Annotated in this window: 12 protein-coding genes; 3 read left to right on the top strand and 9 right to left on the bottom strand. The window is 73.1% G+C overall.

The window, feature by feature from the left end; translation table 11 throughout:
- Nucleotides 1–3: 3 nt before the first annotated feature.
- The 8 genes from eccCa to MUY22_RS30850 all read right to left on the bottom strand — a co-directional run bounded on the left by eccCa (nucleotide 4) and on the right by MUY22_RS30850 (nucleotide 12,905).
- Nucleotides 4–4,011, bottom strand: a complete 4,008-nt coding sequence (eccCa, locus tag MUY22_RS30885; protein ID WP_247050433.1) for a type VII secretion protein EccCa — start codon at nucleotides 4,009–4,011, stop codon at nucleotides 4–6.
- On the bottom strand, nucleotides 4,008–7,730 hold the full coding sequence (locus MUY22_RS30880; protein WP_247050431.1) for a hypothetical protein: 3,723 nt from the start codon (nucleotides 7,728–7,730) through the stop codon (nucleotides 4,008–4,010). Before MUY22_RS30880 ends, eccCa begins: the two co-directional genes overlap by 4 nt.
- 55 nt (nucleotides 7,731–7,785) lie before the next feature.
- Nucleotides 7,786–8,352: a hypothetical protein gene (locus MUY22_RS30875; protein WP_247050430.1), complete on the bottom strand. Its 567-nt coding sequence runs from the start codon at nucleotides 8,350–8,352 to the stop codon at nucleotides 7,786–7,788.
- Nucleotides 8,353–8,444: 92 nt separating this feature from the next.
- On the bottom strand, nucleotides 8,445–8,744 hold the full coding sequence (locus MUY22_RS30870; protein ID WP_247050428.1) for a WXG100 family type VII secretion target: 300 nt from the start codon (nucleotides 8,742–8,744) through the stop codon (nucleotides 8,445–8,447).
- A gap of 29 nt (nucleotides 8,745–8,773) precedes the next feature.
- A complete protein-coding gene (locus MUY22_RS30865; protein ID WP_247050426.1) occupies nucleotides 8,774–9,106 on the bottom strand; it encodes a WXG100 family type VII secretion target in 333 nt (110 codons plus the stop codon).
- Nucleotides 9,107–9,653: 547 nt separating this feature from the next.
- The gene (locus MUY22_RS30860) at nucleotides 9,654–11,141 is read right to left on the bottom strand and encodes an FAD-dependent oxidoreductase (RefSeq protein ID WP_247050425.1); all 1,488 of its coding nucleotides are present in this window, start codon (nucleotides 11,139–11,141) and stop codon (nucleotides 9,654–9,656) included.
- 4 nt (nucleotides 11,142–11,145) lie between these two features.
- Nucleotides 11,146–12,054 (bottom strand): diiron oxygenase, encoded by a 909-nt coding sequence (locus MUY22_RS30855; protein WP_247050423.1) that lies wholly within the window; start codon nucleotides 12,052–12,054, stop codon nucleotides 11,146–11,148.
- A gap of 86 nt (nucleotides 12,055–12,140) precedes the next feature.
- Entirely contained in the window at nucleotides 12,141–12,905 is a 765-nt protein-coding gene (locus tag MUY22_RS30850) for a helix-turn-helix transcriptional regulator (protein WP_247050421.1), read from the bottom strand.
- A gap of 87 nt (nucleotides 12,906–12,992) precedes the next feature.
- Here MUY22_RS30850 and MUY22_RS30845 point away from each other — a divergent pair, with 87 nt between their 5' ends.
- On the top strand, nucleotides 12,993–13,733 hold the full coding sequence (locus tag MUY22_RS30845; protein ID WP_247050420.1) for a sulfite exporter TauE/SafE family protein: 741 nt from the start codon (nucleotides 12,993–12,995) through the stop codon (nucleotides 13,731–13,733).
- A gap of 79 nt (nucleotides 13,734–13,812) precedes the next feature.
- On the top strand, nucleotides 13,813–15,360 hold the full coding sequence (locus MUY22_RS30840) for an adenylate/guanylate cyclase domain-containing protein (protein WP_247050418.1): 1,548 nt from the start codon (nucleotides 13,813–13,815) through the stop codon (nucleotides 15,358–15,360).
- Between the two features lie 118 nt (nucleotides 15,361–15,478).
- On the opposite strand, the gene MUY22_RS30835 is transcribed toward MUY22_RS30840, so the two are convergent.
- Nucleotides 15,479–17,008: an FAD-dependent monooxygenase gene (locus tag MUY22_RS30835; RefSeq protein WP_247050416.1), complete on the bottom strand. Its 1,530-nt coding sequence runs from the start codon at nucleotides 17,006–17,008 to the stop codon at nucleotides 15,479–15,481.
- An 89-nt stretch (nucleotides 17,009–17,097) separates the two neighbouring features.
- On the opposite strand from MUY22_RS30835, the gene MUY22_RS30830 reads away from it, so the two are divergent.
- Entirely contained in the window at nucleotides 17,098–17,817 is a 720-nt protein-coding gene (locus tag MUY22_RS30830; RefSeq protein ID WP_247050414.1) for a TetR/AcrR family transcriptional regulator, read from the top strand.
- The last annotated feature ends 5 nt before the right edge of the window (nucleotides 17,818–17,822 follow it).

Here is a 17,822-nt window from a genome sequence, read left to right as displayed (position 1 = left end):
CGGTCAACGTCCGCTCCCTTCGAGAGTGCCGAATGTGCTGCCGACGAGCTGGTCGGGACCGGGGACGAACCCGGTCTGGACGAGCTTGACGCCGCGGCGGGTGACGAGCTGGGCGCGGCCGGCCGGCAGCTTGCGCGGCGCGGCCTCGCCGAGGAACTTGCCTTCCTCCTTGGGGTAGGAGAAGACGACGCCGGGGCTGCCCAGCTCCCACAGCCGGCGGATCACCGGGTCGCTCAGCGCGCGCATCGCGCCCGACGTGCTGCGCGCGACGACCAGGTGCATGCCGATGTAGGCGCCCTGCGCGAGCAGCGACAGCAGCGGCTCGAGCGGCGAGCCCATGCCGCCGGTGAGCAGCTGGTAGTCGTCGACGACGAGGAACAGCCGGGGGCCGGTCCACCAGTCGCGGCGCTTGAGCCGGTCGGCCGTGACGCTCTGGTCCGGCACCCGCGGCGAGAGCGACACCCCGGTCTGGGTCGCGAGTTCCTGCAGCGCCTCGGTCGTCGTCGCGTAGCCGACGCGGTAGGCCTCCGGGACCTCGGCGTCGAGCTGACGGCTCGGGTCGGCGAGCACGATCTTCGCCTCGCCCGGCCCGTACCGCGCCAGCACCGAGCGCAGCACCAGCCGCAGCATGTTGGTCTTGCCGGTCTCGTTGTCGCCGAACACCAGCAGGTGCGGCGTGGCGCGGAAGTCGTGCCACACCGGCAGCAGCCGCTGCTCGTCCTGGCCCAGGGCCAGCCGCAGGTCGCCGTCGGGGCGGGGCAGCTCGGACAGCGGCAACGTCGCGGGCAGCAGCCGCACGGCCGGCGCGCGGCGGCCCGGCCAGAACGTGTGCACCTCTTCGGCGACGGCCTTGGTCGCCGCGGCGAGGTCGTCCGTGGCGGCGCTGCCGTCCATCCGGGGCAGGCCGGCGAGGAAGTGCAGGCCGTCCGGGGTCAGGCCGCGGCCGGGCTGGCTCGGCACGGTCTTCGCCTTGCGGGAGCCGATCTCCGACTCCATCGGGTCGCCCAGGCGCAGCTCGAACCGGGTCTGCAGCAGGTCGCGCAGGTACGGGCGGATCTCCGACCAGCGCGTCGACGCGATCACGACGTGGATGCCGAACGAGAGGCCGCGCGAGGCGAGCTCGCCGATCTTCTGCTCCAGCTCGGAGTAGTCATTCTTGAGCGAGTACCAGCCGTCGACGACCAGGAAGACGTCACCGAAGGCGTCCTCGACCTGGCCCCGGCGACGCAGCTGGCGGTAGACGTCCATCGACTCGACGCCGCGTTCGGAGAAGATGTTCTCGCGGTGCTCCATGATCTGCGAGATCTCTTCGATGGTCCGCACGACGCGGTCGCGCTCGAGGCGGGTGGCGACCGAGCCGACGTGCGGCAGGCCGCTGATCGACATGATCCCGCCGCCGCCGAAGTCCAGCCCGTAGAACTGGACCTCCGCCGGCGTGTGCGTCATGGCCAGGGCCAGCACCAGGGTCCGCAGCAGCGTCGACTTGCCGGTCTGCGGGCCGCCGACGACCGCGACGTGCCCGGCCGCGCCGGACAGGTCGGCCGACAACAGCTCGCGGACCTGCTCGAACGGCCGGTCGATCATGCCCAGCGGCACCCGCAGGCGGCCCAGCTGGGCCGGGTCCTGCACGCTCATGCCGCGCACGGCGTCCGGCAGCACGCCCGGCAGGAGCGCGTCCAGGCTCGGCGACTCGGCCAGCGGCGGCAGCCACACCTGACGCGCCGCCGGGCCCGCGCCGGTGAGCCGCTCGACGAAGGCGTCCGCCAGGGTCGGCCCGCTCGGCGCGGTTTCGAGGACTTCCTGGGCGGTCTTCTCGGCGGTGGGGTCCGGCTCGTCGTCGCGGACGATGAACCGGGTCGGCCGGGTCCGGGTGAAGAACGGGACGACCTCGGCACCCGCGCGGGCGACGTCGCTCGCGCCGTCACCGCCGCCGGCCGGGACCGGGCCGGAGACGTAAGCGGCCTTGAAGCGCACCAGGTTCGTCGTGTCGATCTTGAGGTAGCCGTTGCCCGGTTCGGACGGCAGCTCGTACGCGTTGCCGACGCCGATGACGCTGCGGGACTCCATCGAAGAGAACGTCCGCAGCGCGATCCGGTACGACAGGTGACCCTCGACGCGGTGGATGCGGCCTTCGTCCAGCCGCTGCGACGCGAGCAGCAGGTGGACGCCGAGGCTGCGCCCCAGCCGGCCGACCGAGACGAACAGCTCCATGAACTCCGGCTTGGCGCTCAGCAGCTCGGAGAACTCGTCGACGACCAGGAAAAGCGTCGGCATCGGCGGCAGCTGCTCGCCGGCCGCGCGGGCCTTCTCGTACTCGAACAGCGACGGGTGCCCGCTCGCGCGCAGCTGCTCCTGGCGGCGCACCATCTCGCCGTTGAGCGAGTCCTGCATCCGGTCGACCAGCGGCAGCTCGTCGGCCAGGTTGGTGATCATCGCCGAGGTGTGCGGCAGCCGGTCCATGCCGAGGAACGTCGCGCCGCCCTTGAAGTCGACGAGGACGAAGTTGAGGATCTCCGACGAGTGCGTCGCGGCCAGGCCGAGGACCAGGGTGCGCAGCAGCTCGGACTTGCCCGAGCCGGTGGCGCCGATGAGCATGCCGTGCGGGCCCATGCCGCCCTGCGCGGACTCCTTGAGGTCCAGCTCGACGATCTCGCCGTCCTCGGTGACGCCGATCGGCACCGACATCCGCGCCCGCTGCACGGCGCGCGGACGCCACTGCGCCGGGATGTCGAAGCTGTGGACGTCGCGGATGCCGAGCAGCGCGGTCAGCCCGAAGTCGCTCTCGAGGGGCTGTTCGGTGATCTCCAGGGTGCCGCTGGTGCGCTTCGGCGACAGCAGCCGGGCCAGGCCCTCGATCTGCGTCACGGACAGCTCGTCGCGGATCGCGGACCCGACGCCGGTGCCGGCCGGGAACTCGACGCGATCGTCCTTCGTGGTCAGTCGCAGCACCTTGGGGCCACCGGGAAGCGCGCCGGTGACGTCCAGCAGCACGACGTTGCGCAAGCCCGCGCCCAGCAGCCGCGACGACTCGGGGATCATGGCCAGGTGCGCGACGATCACCACGAACGGTTCGGTCGTGGTCGGGCCGACGGCCTTGTCGTGGTCGTCGCGGTCGGCGACGTCCGGGCCGAGGACGTCCATCAGGTCGTCGTGGTCGGCGGCCAGCAGCCGCAGCGGGCCGGCCGGGTCGCGCAGGGTGGCGTGCTGGTTGTGCGGCAGCCACTTCACCCAGTCCCACTGGGACTGCGCGGCTTCGGTGGTGAGCACGGCGATCCGCAGCTCGTCCGGCGAGTGGAACACGACCAGCTGCGCCAGCATCGCCCGCACCAGGCTCGCGGCGGCCTCGGGGTCGCCGTCGAACTCGACGCTGGTGAAGCTGCGCAGGCCGACCGCCGTCGGGATGCCCGAGAGCGACCGGTAGGTCTCGGTGAAGCGGCGCAGGGAGATCGCCGACAGCGGTTCGAGGTCCTCGATCGGTTTGGTGACCGGCGGGACCAGTTCGAGGGCCGACTGCTGCGAGCCGAGGCCGATGCGGACGCGGCCGAAGTCGTCGTGGCTGACGCGCCGCTCCCACAACCGGCGGCCCATCGACAGCGACCACAGCGAGTCCGGCGACGGGTTGTTCCACGCCACGGCGCGGCGCTGCTGCTCGGCCGTCGCCCGGGCCCGGGTGCGGACCTGGGCGATGTAACGCAGGTAGTCACGGCGTTCGGCGCGCATCTTGCGCTTGCGCTCCCCCACCGCGCGGGTGAGCTGGCCGACGCTCATGGCCATCATGGACAGGCCCATGCCGCCGCCGAGGACGTAGGTCATCGGCGAGCTGCCGCCGACACCGGAGAACGACAGCACCATCACCATCGACCCGATGCCCATCGGCAGCATCATGAGCAGCGAGTTGAAGTCCCGCGCCGCCGGTTCGGCGAGCACGGGCGGCTCCTGCAGCTCTTCCTGGCCTTCGGGCAGTTCGGGGCCGGACGCGCGCGGGCCGCGCTTGACGGTTTCCGTGCTCACTCCAGCACCCCCGAAGGCCGGCTCGCGGGACGGCCCCACGCGGAGTCGTCCTGGCTCAGCAGGTCCGCCATGGTGCGTTCTTCCTCTTCAGGCTCTTCTTCGGGTTCCGGCTCGGGGGCCTCGGCTTCGGTGTCGAGGGCCGGGCCGTCACCGCAGGTCGGCAGTTCGTCCGGAATGGACTCGCCGTCGCCGACCCGGATCCGCCGATACGTCTCCCGCGGCTCGTCTTCGGTGGGCCGCCACGGCTCGTCACTGCGTTCGACGAGGTCCGTGCTGACGTCCACTTCGGACTCACCGGCCGGCGCGACCGCCCCGAACGGGAGGAGGCCGGGCAGGAACTCGGCGGTGCCGACGTCCCAGGCGGAGGTGTCTTCGCTCGACTCGACGGGCCGCACGACGGAGATCCGCACGTCGTCGTCGTGATCGTCCGATGTGGACTTTCCGACGGGCGCGGTGCCCCAGCCACTGACCGGCACGGCCGTCGCCCAGCCACGCGGGGTGCCGGCGCCCGGGTCGGGTTCGCCGGGGGTGTCAGCGGTGGCCCAGGCCGAGCTGTCGCCGCCGAGCAGACCGGCGGAGTCGGGACGTTCCGCGGTGGCGCCGTTGTCGGGCGGGGTCATCGGCGGCGGCATCATCGGCATCGCGGGCACGCCCGGACCGGCGGCGGCAGGCGCCTCCGGGGTCCGGGGCGCGTCGACGCGCGGGGCGGCCGGGATCCCGCCGCCCACACCACCGGGCGGGGCGGGGTGAGACCACGAGGCCGCGCCCGGCGCCGGGGTCTCGCCGACCGAGGTCGGGTCGCCGGTCCCGCTGGGGGTGTCCGGCGTCCAGGCCGCGTCCACGCTCCCGAGCAGACCGGCCGAGTCCGGCCGCTCCGCTCCCGGCGGGTTCGCGCCACCGCCCATGCCGCCCGGAGGCGTCATCGGCATCCCCGGCGCCGCCGGTGTCGAGTCCCCGGTGGACGGTGCCGCCCACGAAGCCGGCGACGACCACGAGGCCGCCCCCAGGGCCGGAGTCTCGCCGACCGAGGTCGGGTCGCCGACGCCGGTGGGGGCGTCCGGCGTCCACGGCGCGTCGATGCCGCCGAGCAGGCCCGCCGCATCCGGGCGCTCGGCGCCCGTCGGGTTCGCGCCGCCGCCCATGCCGCCCGGCGGCATCATCGGCATGCCCGAACCCGGAAACGCTTGCTGCTGCGGAGAATTCGCCGACGACAGGCCGCCCGGCGCCTGCAACTGGCTCGCGTCGAGGCCCTTGACGCCGCCCGGGTCGACGGCGTCCGCACCGCCGATCCCGCCCAGGTCACCGGCACCGCCGACGTCCGACGGCGGCGCCGACCAGGAGGCCGACTGCAGCGCGGGAGTCTCGCCGAACGAACTCGGGTCGCCGAGACCGTCCGGCACGTCCGCCGTCCACGGCGCGTCCACGCCGCCCAGCAGACCGGCCGAGTCCGGCCGTTCCGCACCGGTGGGGTTCATGCCGCCACCCATGCCACCCGGCGGCATCATCGGCATCCCCGAACCCGGCATGCCCTGCTGCTGACCACCATTCGACGACGAAAGACCGCCCGGCGCCTGCAACTGACTCGGGTCCAGGCCCTTGATGCCACCCGGATCGGAAACGCCGGCACCGAGGTCGCCGAGGCCACCGACATCGCCCGCTCCGCCCGCGCCCCCGACGTCACCCGGAGGCGCCGACCACGAAGCCGACTCCAGTGCCGGGGTCTCGCCGAACGAACTCGGGTCGCCCAGGCCGTCCGGCAGCGCCGAATCCCAAGGCGCGTCGACGCCGCCCAGCAGACCCGCCGAGTCCGGCCGCTCCGAGCCCGCGGGGTTCATGCCCCCGCCCATGCCACCCGGCGGCATCATTGGCATCCCCGAACCCGGCATGCCCTGCTGCTGACCACCATTCGACGACGAAAGACCGCCGGGCGCCTGCAACTGACTCGGGTCCAGGCCCCTGATGCCACCGGGATCAAGAGCGCCGGCACCGACGTCGCCGACGCCACCCGCGCCGCCGACGTCACCGGCACCGCCCGCGCCCCCGACGTCACCCGGAGGCGCCGACCAGGAAGCCGACTTCAACGCCGGGGCGTCGGTCAGCGCGCTGGGGTCGCCGAGGCCGTCGGGCAGGCTGCTGGTCCACGGCTTGTCGACGCCGCCGAGCAGGCCGGCCGAGTCCGGGCGCTCCGAGCCGGCGGGGTTCATCCCGCCGCCCATGCCGCCCGGCGGCATCATCGGCATGCCACCGCCCATCGGCGAGGTGAAACCGCCGCCCGCCTTGGGGTCCTGCAGCGACGACGGCACGTCGGCCGGGTTGAGGGCGTTCGCGCCCAGGCCGTTGAGACCACCGGCTCCCGGCGGGGTGCCCAGCGCCGGCGACTTCAGGTCGCCGAGGCCGTTGAGACCACCCGCGCCACCGCCCGCACCGACGTCACCCGGTGCCGAGTCGAACGAGGGCGACTTGATGTCACCCAGGCCACCGGCGCCCACGTCGCCCGGCGGGCTGTCGAGCGCGGGCGGCTTGATGTCGCCGAGGCCGCCGGCCTTCTGGTCGTCCTTGCCCCCGGCACCGGACGGCGGCGGGGTCAGGTTCGGCGAGGTCAACGGCGGCAGGGCGCCACCGCCCGCGCCGACGTCACCGGGCGGGCCGTCGAGCGAAGGCGGGTTGATGTCCCCGAGATCACCGGGGCCACCGGTGCCGCTGTCGCCGCCCGCGCCGGGCGGCGGCGCGACGGCGAGGTTCTGGAACGGCGGGGGTGTGCCCCCGCCGTCCCCGCCCAGGCCGGAGTCACCGCCGGGTGGCGGCGGGATTTCGGCGCTGGACAACGGCGGCGGAGTACCGCCGCCACCGCCACCACCCGTGTCGCCGGGCGGGGGCGGGAGTTCGGGAGGCGGCACGTCGCCACCGCCACCACCACCGGAACCGCCGGGCGGCGGCGGGATGGCGGGCGGGGGCGGCGCGTCCGCGGGAGGCGGGATGTCCGGGGGCGGCGGGGCCTCGGGCGGCGGAGGCGGCGGCGGGACGTCCACGGGCGGCGGGGTCGCCGGCGGCGGCGCGGTGTAGCTGGCGACGGAGAACGAGTGGTACTTGCCGGACAGCTGGTTGCCGACCTGGCGCATGTCGTTCGTCATCATCTCGACGGCGTCGGGGAACTGCGAGATGTACGCGCGCCCGTCGTTGAGCACCTTGCCGCGCGCGATGACCTGCTGGGCGTAGTAGGAGTCGATGTAGCGCAGGGTGTTCTGCGCCCACTGCAGGTACGCGGCCGAGTTGGCCAGCTGGTTCGGGATGTTGCGGCCGCCGCTGCTGCCGTCGCTGATCTGGTGGACGAGGCCTTGGAACTTCGAGGCCATGTCGTTCATCATGCCCTTGAAGTTGGTCGCCGCCGTGCCCTTCCACGGGCCGTCCTCCCCGGCGAGCGCCTCGACCTGCTTCTGGACGGCCTCCGCGACGACGGCGAGGCTCATCTGCGTCGTCTGGAACACGCCGGCGGCGGCTTGCAGGGACTGCCAGTTCACGTTTCCGTAGGCCTGGTCGGCCTGGTCCTGGCCGGGCGCCATCGACCCGCCGCCGAGGATGGCGGCTTCGATCTGCTTCCAGGTCAGGCCGTCGAAGTCCTTGCCGGGGTCGCCGGTGGAGTTCGTCGGCGTGTTGCTGGAATCCGGCCAGACGCCGTTGTCGTCCTGGGTGAACCCGTGGGTGTTGTTGTCGTCGCCCATCGTCCCTCGCTCGCCCGTCCCTGGTTCGCCTCAGCCCGCCGAAACCCGCCCGCGATCAGTGCTGTTTGGACCCCGCGCCGGTGATCTCCGAGCTCAGCTGCCCGAAGTACTGGTTGTAGGCGTCGGTCGTCATCTTGTTGGCCTCGTCGGCGGAGTCGTAGGCGTTGGCCGCCTTGTCGACCGCGTCCGCCGCGTCGTGCATCGCCGTGATGAGGTCCTGCACGGTGGTGCGGGTCGAGTCGCGCAGGCCGCCCTCGCCGACGATCGGCTGGATGAGCTTGTCGTGCGCGGTGGCGAACACGCCCGGCTTGATGTTCACGGTGTCGAGCTGGCCCGGCAGCTTGGACAACGGGCCGTCGGCGAGCGTGCGCAGGTTCTGCGCGAACGTGTGCATCGCCTGGGTGTTCACCGCGGTGACGCCCTTGCCGGGGTGGTCCGCGCCGCCCGGGACCGGCGGTGCGGTGGAGACGTCACCGACCGGGATGTAGACGTTGCCCTGGTCGCCCGGGTCCTGGTGGCCGGGGCTGGTGAACGCGCCCTCGGTCGACGGCGGGGTGTCGCTGTGCTGGTTGTTCGGGTTCGCGATCTGGGCGGTTTCGAAGACCACCGGGTCGAAAGCCATGGCGGGAGGAGTCCTTTCCGGTCTGTCGCGTTCGGACGAACCGGCCGGGGCGCGGCGGCTGACTGCCGTGCCCCGGCCGGAGCGCGGGAGACTCAGCGCTGCGCGAACCGCGTCGCGTTGGCGCTCTCGGTGCTCGACGTGCCCTCGTTGACGGTCGCCAGCGTGCGGCCGGCGGCGTCGAGCGACTGCGGGAGCGTCAGCGCCTGCTGGCGGCACCACTCGTAGGTCGACTGGAACTCGTCGGCCGCGCTGCCGAGCCAGTGCTCGCGCTGCGCGGTGATGGTGCGGTTCATCTGGTCGAGCAGCTCGGTGATCTGCTGCGACTGCTGCTGCGCACGCCCGACCGTGGCTTCCATCTGCGCGAAGCTGATGGTGAACTGACCCAGAGCCATGGGTTTCCTTTCCTGAAGAGGGAGTCCGGTCAGAAGCCGGGGAGGCCGCCGATGGTCGCGGCCTGCTGGCGCACGTTCGAGGTGTTGTCCTCGTCCTGGCGGTCGTAGTCGTTCGCGCCGGTCGTGACGTGCTGGGAAAGCGTGTTCAGCCGGTCGACGATCGTCTGCACGGTGCGGTCGAACGTGCCCATCGCCTCGTGGAAGACCACGGCCGCGTCCGAGCGCCAGGTGCCCAGCAGCTCCTGCATCGTGGAGTCCACCTGGCGGTTCACGCCCGTGATGCCCTGGCCGGTGTCGGTGATGGTGCTAGCGCCTTGGCGCATGATCCCGGTGTCTACCTTGGCGCCGTTCTGAGCCGCCATTTTCGCCTCCTCGAATCCGTTGTTCTGCCCTGCCTCAACGGGGTCGGGCCGCCTCCGTCCACAAAGGAGTTCCGCGGGCCCCGGCATCGCCCCGCCCGGCACTCTCGACGCCGGAAGACGTGAAAGCCTGACGGAGACAGCACGGTGATCGTATGGATGATTTCCGAAGGGCGCGCGACGCGGTTCCCTTAAGGACACACAGGCGCGAACGGTCGGGCAGAACCGGACATTCGCGGTCACCACCCAGGAGAACGGCCCCGAAAGCCGGTCGCGGCGCCGGATGGCTGCCCCTCCGGCCACGAATGTCTGCCCGCGAACGCCCGGCGCGCGGGCGGGCAACCCTACTAAAGTCGCGGATTCATTCCACCGGTGAGGAATAAACGCGCCGGAGCCGTGTACGAATACGCGACTTGTCCGGTGTGGACATTCTTATTTCTTCGGTGCCGAAGCGGATTTGGTGCGGTACCGCATCACTCATCCGGGGGATGCCGCGAAGACGAAACCACCCCGGTCTCCGCGGAGACCGGGGTGGTGGACGAACGGGCACTCAGACGCGGCTGAAGAGCTTCCGGGCCCGGCGGCGCACCGGCAGCCGCCCCGCGACGGCGTCCTCGAGCAGGGCGCCGACCGTCTCGCGGGCGCACGCCCGGTTCGCCCCGATGCCGCCGGACGGCCCGCGCTTGATCCAGCCCGCGACGTAGGTGCCCGGGTGACCCTCGACGCGGCCCTCGACGTTCGGCACGGTCCCCGTCGCCTCGTCGAACGGCAGGCCCGGCACACCGGTGCCGCGGAACCCGGCGGCCCGGACGACCCGGCCCGCGCCGATCTCGACGTCACCCTCGACGCCGGTGACGCGCACGCCGCGGACCTCGGTGTCGCCGGTGACCGCGACTGGCGCCGAATGGAACCGCAGGACGATGCGGCGGCGGTCCTCCGGCGGCGGCGTGGACCAGTCCACGGACTCCCGCGGCAAGCCACGCAGCAGGGCCGCCTTGCCCTCCCCCTGGTCGATGGCCGCCGCGACGCGCGGGTCGTGCGTGTCGACCACGAGGTCGACGCCGGCGCGCTCGGCGAGGGCCAGCAGCTCGGGGCGCGTGTAGGCGGCGGTCTCCGGGCCGCGGCGGGCGAGCAGCACGACCTCGCGCACCTTGCTCGACCGCAGCCGGGCCAGCGCGGCCGGGGCGATCTCCGTGCCCACCAGGGTCTCGGGGTCGGCCGTGAGGATGCGGGCGATGTCGAGGGCGACGTTGCCGGTGCCGACGACGGCCACCCGCTCGGCCGAGAGGTCGACGGCGCCGGGGGCGATGTCCGGGTGGCCGTTGTACCAGCCGACGACGGTCGCCGCGGCCAGGCTGCCGGGCAGGTCCTCCCCCGGGACGCCGAGGGCCCGGGCCGCCGTGGCCCCGACCGCGTAGACCACCGCGTCGTGCCGCGAAGCCAGCTCCGCCGCGGTAACGTCGCGGCCGACCTCGGTGCCGAGGCGCAGCCGCAACCGCGGGTGGTCGTGGAACCGCGCGAACGTCTCGCCGATCTTCTTCGTCGACGGGTGGTCGGGCGCGACGCCGAAGCGGATCAGGCCGCCGGCCACCGGCAGGCGGTCGACCAGGGTGACCCGGGCGTTCGTGTGCAGCAGCAGGTCCTCGACGGCGTACATGCCGGCCGGGCCGCTGCCGACGACCGCGACGTCCAGCGGCGCGAAGTCGCTCGGGAGCACCCGGGTGAACGCCGGCTGCGCCCAGCGGTGGAAGTTGGGCGCGGCGCTCGCCCCGGCCAGCACGTCCTGGCCCGCGTAGTACCCGGCGTTGATCTCCTCGTAGGCCCGCAGCGGCCCGGTGAGGTCGCCGGCCGGGAAGATCGCGTCGACCGGGCACGCGTCGGCGCAGGCACCGCAGTCGATGCAGGTGGCCGGGTCGACGTAGAGCATCTCGGTGCGGCCGAAGTCCGGCTCGTCCGGTGTCGGGTGGATGCAGTTGACCGGGCAGACCGACACGCAGGAGGCGTCGGCGCAGCAGGTCTGCGTGATCGCGAAGGCCATCTCGTCAGATCAGGTTCGCGCGCTTGTAGAACCACAGCGCCGGCTTGGTCAGCAGCCCGGCGGAGTGGAGGAACTCCATCAGCCCGGAGCAGCTCGAGCGCAGCATCGACTTGTGGTGCTGGTTGGCCTTCGCCTCGCGCCGGGCGCGCTCGCCGTCCAGCCCGGCGTTCTCGTAGACCTGGTGGTTCACCATGCTGGTGACGATGAAGAACGACGCGATCGCGACGACCAGCGCGTTGACCTGCCGCCGCACCCAGCCGGCACCTTCGAGCCGCTGACGGGTTTCTTCGCGGGCGAACTTCATGTGCCGCGACTCTTCGACGACGTGGATGTTGTTGATGGTCCGGACGAACGGGACGACCCGCTCGTCCCGCATCCAGTCGCGCTGCATGACGTCGAGGACCTCTTCGGCGACGAGGATCGCCGCGTAGGCGGCCTCGCCGGTCGCGGTCGCCTTGAAGATCCGGCCGGCCTCGACGACGAACCGGCGCGGTCGGTAAGCGGGCGCACCCAGCTTCGCCGCGCCGCGGGCGAACATGATCGAGTGCCGGCACTCGTCGGCGATCTCGGTCAGCGCCCACTGGAACGCGGGATCGGTCGGGTCCTTGGCGTAGAAGTCCCGCAGGATCATCTGCTGCAGGATCATCTCGAACCAGATCCCGGTGCTCGCCACCGACGCCGCCTCGTGGCGGGTCAGCTCGCGCTGCTGCTCCGGGGTCATCTCGTCCCAGTAGGACGTCCCGTAGAGCGTGCTCCACTCGGGGCTGGCGCCGTGGAAGTCCTTGTCGAGCGGCGTCTCCCAGTCGACCTCCTTGACGGGGTCGTACGAGAGCTGCTCCGACGAGTCCAGCAGCCGCCGCGCGATGGTCTCGCGGTCCGACACCTCCGGCTCGCGTTCGCTGATGCTCGTCATGGCTGACCTCCTCGTCAGGGTGTTACCGCAGTTTACTGTTACCAACCGTAACACATAGATGTTCCAGTGCACACCCGTCCTCGGAGTCAGCGTTCGCGGAACTCGCTGGGTGGCGCGCCGAGCAGGCGGTGGAACATCGTGGTGAATGCGCCCGGCCCCGCGTAGCCGAGGTCCGCGGCCACCTCGGCCACCGGCGCACCCGCCGCGAGCAGCGGCAACGCGTGCAGCACGCAGGCGCGACGCCGCCACGGCGCGAGGCCGAGCCCGGTCTCGGCGCGGAACCGGCGGTGCAGCGTCCGCTCGGCGACGTGCAGCCGGGCCGCCCAGGCCGCCGGCCGGACGTCGACGCGCGGTGCGGCGAGGAAGTCCTGGCACAGCCGGCGCAGCTCCGGGTCGGCCGGCAACGGCAGGTCGAGCGGCAGCGGCGCGGCCCGGCGCAGTTCGTGCAGGGCCAGCTGCAGCAGGACGGCGTCACGCCCGCAGGCGGCGTAGCGCGGTTCGACGTCGACCGCCTCCCGCAGCAGCTCGCGCAGCAACGGCGTCACCTCGACGACCCGGCAGCGGGCCGGGAACCACGGCACCGCACGGGGTTCGACGTACAGGCTGCGCGTGCTGACGCCGGCCATCCGGACCGCGTGCGGCGTGCCGGCGGGGATCAGCACGGCCCGGTGCGGCGGGACGGTCCACGCACCGTCGGCCGTCTCGACGCGCATCGAGCCGGTGACGCCGTAGAGCACCTGGGCCCGGCGGTGGCGGTGCTCGGCGAGCACGTGCCGGGGCGGGTAGTCGGTGCCGATGGCGACGACGTCGCGGTCGAGGTCGTCCACGGTGTCGATGTGGGTGTTGCGCACACCGTCGAGCCTAAGTGGCCGGAACTCGGAGGAACGTGGCCGATCATCGAATGCCCGCCAGGCTCGTCCGGCCTAGCGTTCCGGTACGTGCTCCTCTTCGGATTGGGCGTCCTCAGCGGCGTCACCACCGCGCTCTTCGGGTTCGGCGGCGGGTTCGTGACGGTCCCGGTGGTCTACGCCGTGGCCACGACCGGCCCGGCCGCGATGCACGTCGCGGTCGGGACGTCCGCGGTGGTGATGCTGGTCAACTCGCTCGGCGCGACGATCACGGTCGTGCGCGCCGGCCGGCTGCACCGCGCGTACGTCTGGCCGCTGGCCGCGTTCATCGCCGTCGGCGCGGGCCTCGGCGCGCTGGCCGCGACGAGCGTCCCGGACGGCGTGCTGCACGCGCTGTTCGCCGCGTACCTGGCCCTGACCATTCTGGACGGTGTCCTGCGGCGCGGGTTCCTCGGCGGCGGGTCTTCCCGCCCGCTGAGCCGGGCCACCGTCACGGCCGGCGGGGTCGGAATCGGCGCGGTGGCGGGGTTCCTGGGCGTCGGCGGCAGTGTCCTGACGGTGCCACTGCTGCGACGGCGCGGCCTGCCGATGAGCGACGCGACGGCGCTGGCCAACCCGCTCAGCCTGCCGGTGGCCGCGGCCGCGACGGCCGTCTACCTGGCCGCACCGGGGCCCGCGGCGATCGACCCGGCCGCGGCGGCGCTCCTGCTGGCCGGGTCCCTGCCGACGATCGCGCTGCTGCGGCGGTGGTCCCCGGACATCCCGGACCACGCGCACGCCGTGGCCTACCTCGGGCTGCTGGGAGCGGCACTGATCACCGTCCTGGCGTGAGCCCGGCGCGCCTTGCCTCGCCCGGCGGCGCTCCGGTGTACAGTCGTTCACTCAATCGTGTGGCGAACGGCAGGAACCGGTGACCCTCCACCCTGACTCTCCAGCCGGGCCGTTCGGCTCCGGGCTGCTCGGGCCCCTCGACCAGGACGTCCCCACGCTGCGGCGGCGCGTCCAGCTGCTGCTCACCGGGACGCTGATCGCCACCAACGTCATCGGCGCGCTGGTCGTGGTCGGCCTCGCGGCCCTGCTCATGCCCGCCCCGGGCCTGTCCGGCGACCTCGTCCGGGTGACAGCGGTCGCGGTGCCCGCCTACGTCGTGTCCGCGGTGGTCGTCGGCGCGCTCTGGGGCACCCGCGGCGCGCTGCGGACGCTGCGCTGGGCCGCCGACGGCCGCCGCCCGACCGACGCCGAACGCGCCGCCAGCCTGCGCGTCCCACTGCGGCTCACGCTGATGCAGGCGGTGCTGTGGGGCGTCGCGACGGTGGTGTTCGCCGGGCTGGCCGCGCTGTTTCAGCCGCACGTCGCGCTGACCGTGTTCCTGGTGGTCGCCTTCGCGAGCGTGGTAGTCTGCGCGATCGCGTACCTCTTCGGCGAGTTCGCGCTGCGGCCGTACGCGGCCCGCGCACTGGCGGGCACGACGCCGGCGCGGCCGGTCAGCGGCGGCGTCAACCTGCGGATGCTGCTGTTCTGGTGCCTGGGCACCGGAGTGCCGGTCGCCGGGCTCGTGGTCACGGCGGTGCTGGCGTGGGTCCGCGGCGACGTCTCGACCACGAAGCTGGCCGTCTCGGTGATCGCGTTGGGGCTGGTCGTGCTGTGCTTCGGCCTGCTGGTCACGGTGTTCACCGCCCGCGCGGTCGTCAACCCGATCCGGTCGGTCCAGGACGCGCTGGCCCGGGTGCGGGCGGGCGAGTTCGACGGCGAGATCCCGGTCTACGACGGTACCGAGCTGGGCCTGCTGCAGGCCGGGTTCAACGGGATGGCCGCCGGGCTGCGGGAACGCGAGCGGATGCGGGACCTGTTCGGCCGGCACGTCGGGCACGAGGTCGCGGTCGAGGCCATGCGGGCGCCCGCGGAGCTGGGCGGGACGGTGCGCACGGTGTCGGTGCTGTTCGTCGACCTGGTCGGGTCGACGGCGCTGGCCGCGAGCCGCCCGCCCGAGGAGGTCGTCGGCCTGCTCAACCGGTTCTTCGCGGTGGTGGTCGACGAGGTGGACCGCAACCACGGCCTGGTGAACAAGTTCGTCGGCGACGCGGTCCTGGCGATCTTCGGCGCGCCGACGGTCTTGGCCGACCACGCGACCTGCGCCCTGGCGGCGGCCCGCGCGATCGCGGCCCGGCTGGCGACGGAGGTCCCGGACTGCCCGGCGGGCATCGGCGTGGCCACGGGCGACGCGGTGGCGGGCAACGTCGGGGACCCACGCCGTTTCGAGTACACGGTGATCGGCGACCCGGTCAACGAAGCGGCGCGGCTGACGGAGCTGGCGAAGAACGTCGACGGCCGCTTGCTGGCCTCGTGGACGGCGGTGGAGTCGGCGGGCTCGGCGGAGTCGGACCATTGGCAGGCGACGGAGGAGGTCACCCTGCGCGGCCGCACCCGGCCGACCACGCTGGCCACCCCGCGCACCTGACACCCGCCTTGCGCGTGAGGCGCCCGAAGTCCGTGAATGCCACATTGAGGGACACTAGGTCTCTCGATGTGGCATTCACGGACTTCCTTGCACCGGAGCCGAAAGTGCGGGTGGGCGGTCAGGCGGGTGGGCCCAGCCAGGTTGTCAGGGCTTCGCGGAGGCCTTCCGGATCCGGGCCGACGGCGGCCCAGGCCATGTGGCCGTCCGGGCGGATCAGAGCTGCCAGCTTCTGGTCCGGGAACGCCAGCGGGGTCGCCGTCACCAGCTCGACCCGGCTTTCCCAGCCCGCCGCCGCCTCCGCCGCGCCCGTGCCGGTGTCCAGCAGCACCGCGCGGCCGGAGCGGAAGTGCGGGGCCAGCGTCGTTCCGTCGGACAGGGGCAGGTCCGGCACGCGGTGGCCGATCAGCGGGAAGTCGCCCGGCAGGTCGTAGTGCTGCCAGCCGCCGCCGATCTTCGAGACGACGTACGTGGCGCCGTCCTGGGTGTCGAGCAGGTCCGCCAGCACTTCGCGCAACGCGTCCGCGCGCGGGCCGCGTGGGGTGCTCAGCGCCGTCTGCGCCATGCTCCAGCGCTGCACCCACTCGCCGATCGGGTGCCGCTCGGCGGTGTAGGTGTCCAGCAACGCGTCCGGGGCCACGCCGCGCGCGACGAGCGCGAGTTTCCAGCCCAGGTTGACCGCGTCACCGAGGCCCAGGTTCATGCCCTGCCCGCCGGCCGGCGAGTGCACGTGGGCCGCGTCGCCGCACAGCAGTACCCGGCCGCGCCGGTACGTCTCGGCCTGGCGGGTCGTGTCGGCGTAACGGGTGGCGACGTGCAGCCGCGTGACCCGGACGTCGGTGCCGCTCACCCGCCGCAGGCTGGCTTGGATCTCCTCCGCCGTCACCGGCGCGTCGCGGTCGGGCACGACCTCGTACTCGACGGTGTGCACCCGCGGCGGGCCGGAGCCGTCGTCCCAGCCACCGACCACATAGGACCCGTGCTCACCCGCTTGCCAGCCGTCCGCGACGAGCTTGCCCGGGTCGTCCAGGTCCACAATGGCCTGACGGCCGGTGAACACCGGATCCACGCCGGGGAAGTCGATCCCCGCCAGCCGCCGCACGGTGCTGCGGCCGCCGTCGGCGCCGACCAGCCAGCCGGTCCGGATCGGACGTCCGATGTGGACGGTCACACCGTCCGCATCGGACTCGAACGCGGTCAGCGAGACCCCGCGCTGCACCTCGACACCCAGTTCCGCGGCCCGCCGCTCGAAGATCGCCTCCAGGTCACCCTGGGCGATCACCCCGGCGCCGAGGAACTCCTCGCCGGGGCCGGGCGGGCGGAGCCGGTCGACGCGGATGCCGATCCCGGCGAAGTGGCCGACGAAGACGTCCGGCCGCTCCCCCGTGTCGCCGGGTTCGACCTCGGGCAGCCCGGCGCCCCCGCCGAGCCACATCGCGGCCGCGCGCTCGACTTCGGGCAGCAGGCCGCGCAGGTGCAGCGCGTGCACCGACGGCGCGTTGACCGCCCGGGCCCCCATCGACCCGAACCGCGAGCGCGGCGGCTCCGTCTCACGCTCGACGACCAGCACCCGGGCGCCGCCCAGGCGCAGCTCACAGGCCAGCAGCAGGCCGACCGGGCCGGCGCCCGCGACCACCACGTCGTAGTCCATCTTTCCCCCTTGAGAACCCGGCAACACCGTTCCCGGTATCGCCACCGTAGCGAACTGGGTACAGTGTTCGCAATATCCGAGGAGGTCTCGTGCCGGCGACCGACCGCCCGCCGCTCTGGCTGCGTCCCGAACACGGGACACGCGGGCCGAAACCGGCCCACACCCGCCGCGACGTCGCCGCCGCCGGCATCAGGATCGCCGACGCCGAAGGACTCGACGCCGTTTCGATGCGGCGGATCGCCGCCGAGCTGGGCACCGGGACCACGTCGCTCTACCGGTACGTGTCCAAAAAGGACGACATCCTGCAGCTGATGGGCGACGAGGTGACCGGCGAGCTGCGCGGCACCGTGCTGCCCGGGGGCTGGCGGGACGCCCTGCGCGTCATCGCCCGGTCGATGCGCGCGACGGCCCTGCGGCACCCGTGGTTCCCCGCGCTGGCCTCGGGCCGGCCGAACCACGGGCCGAACAGCCTGTGGTGGACGGAACTGACGTTCTCGGCGTTCGACGGCCTCGACCTCGGCACCGACGAGCTGCTCGCCAACCTCGGCACGCTCTCGTCGTTCGTCCTGGGCCACGTGCTGAGCGAACTGGGCGACCAGGAGGCGGCGCGGCTCTCGGGGCTCAGCCACGAGCAGTGGATGGAGCGCGAAGGCGAGTACGGCCCGATGATCGCGAGCAGCGGGCAGTACCCGCGGTTCACCCGGGTGATGGTCGAAGCCGAGACGCCGCACGCCGCCGACCGCCGGGACCGGTGGTTCGAGGCGGGCCTGGAGCGGGTGCTCGCGGGCATCGCCGCCCACCTGCCCTGACGACG

This window comes from Amycolatopsis sp. WQ 127309, assembly GCF_023023025.1.
Taxonomy (GTDB): Bacteria; Actinomycetota; Actinomycetes; order Mycobacteriales; family Pseudonocardiaceae; genus Amycolatopsis.
The sequence above is the reverse complement of the archived record's forward strand: the minus strand, read 5'-3'. Positions and strand labels throughout refer to the sequence as shown.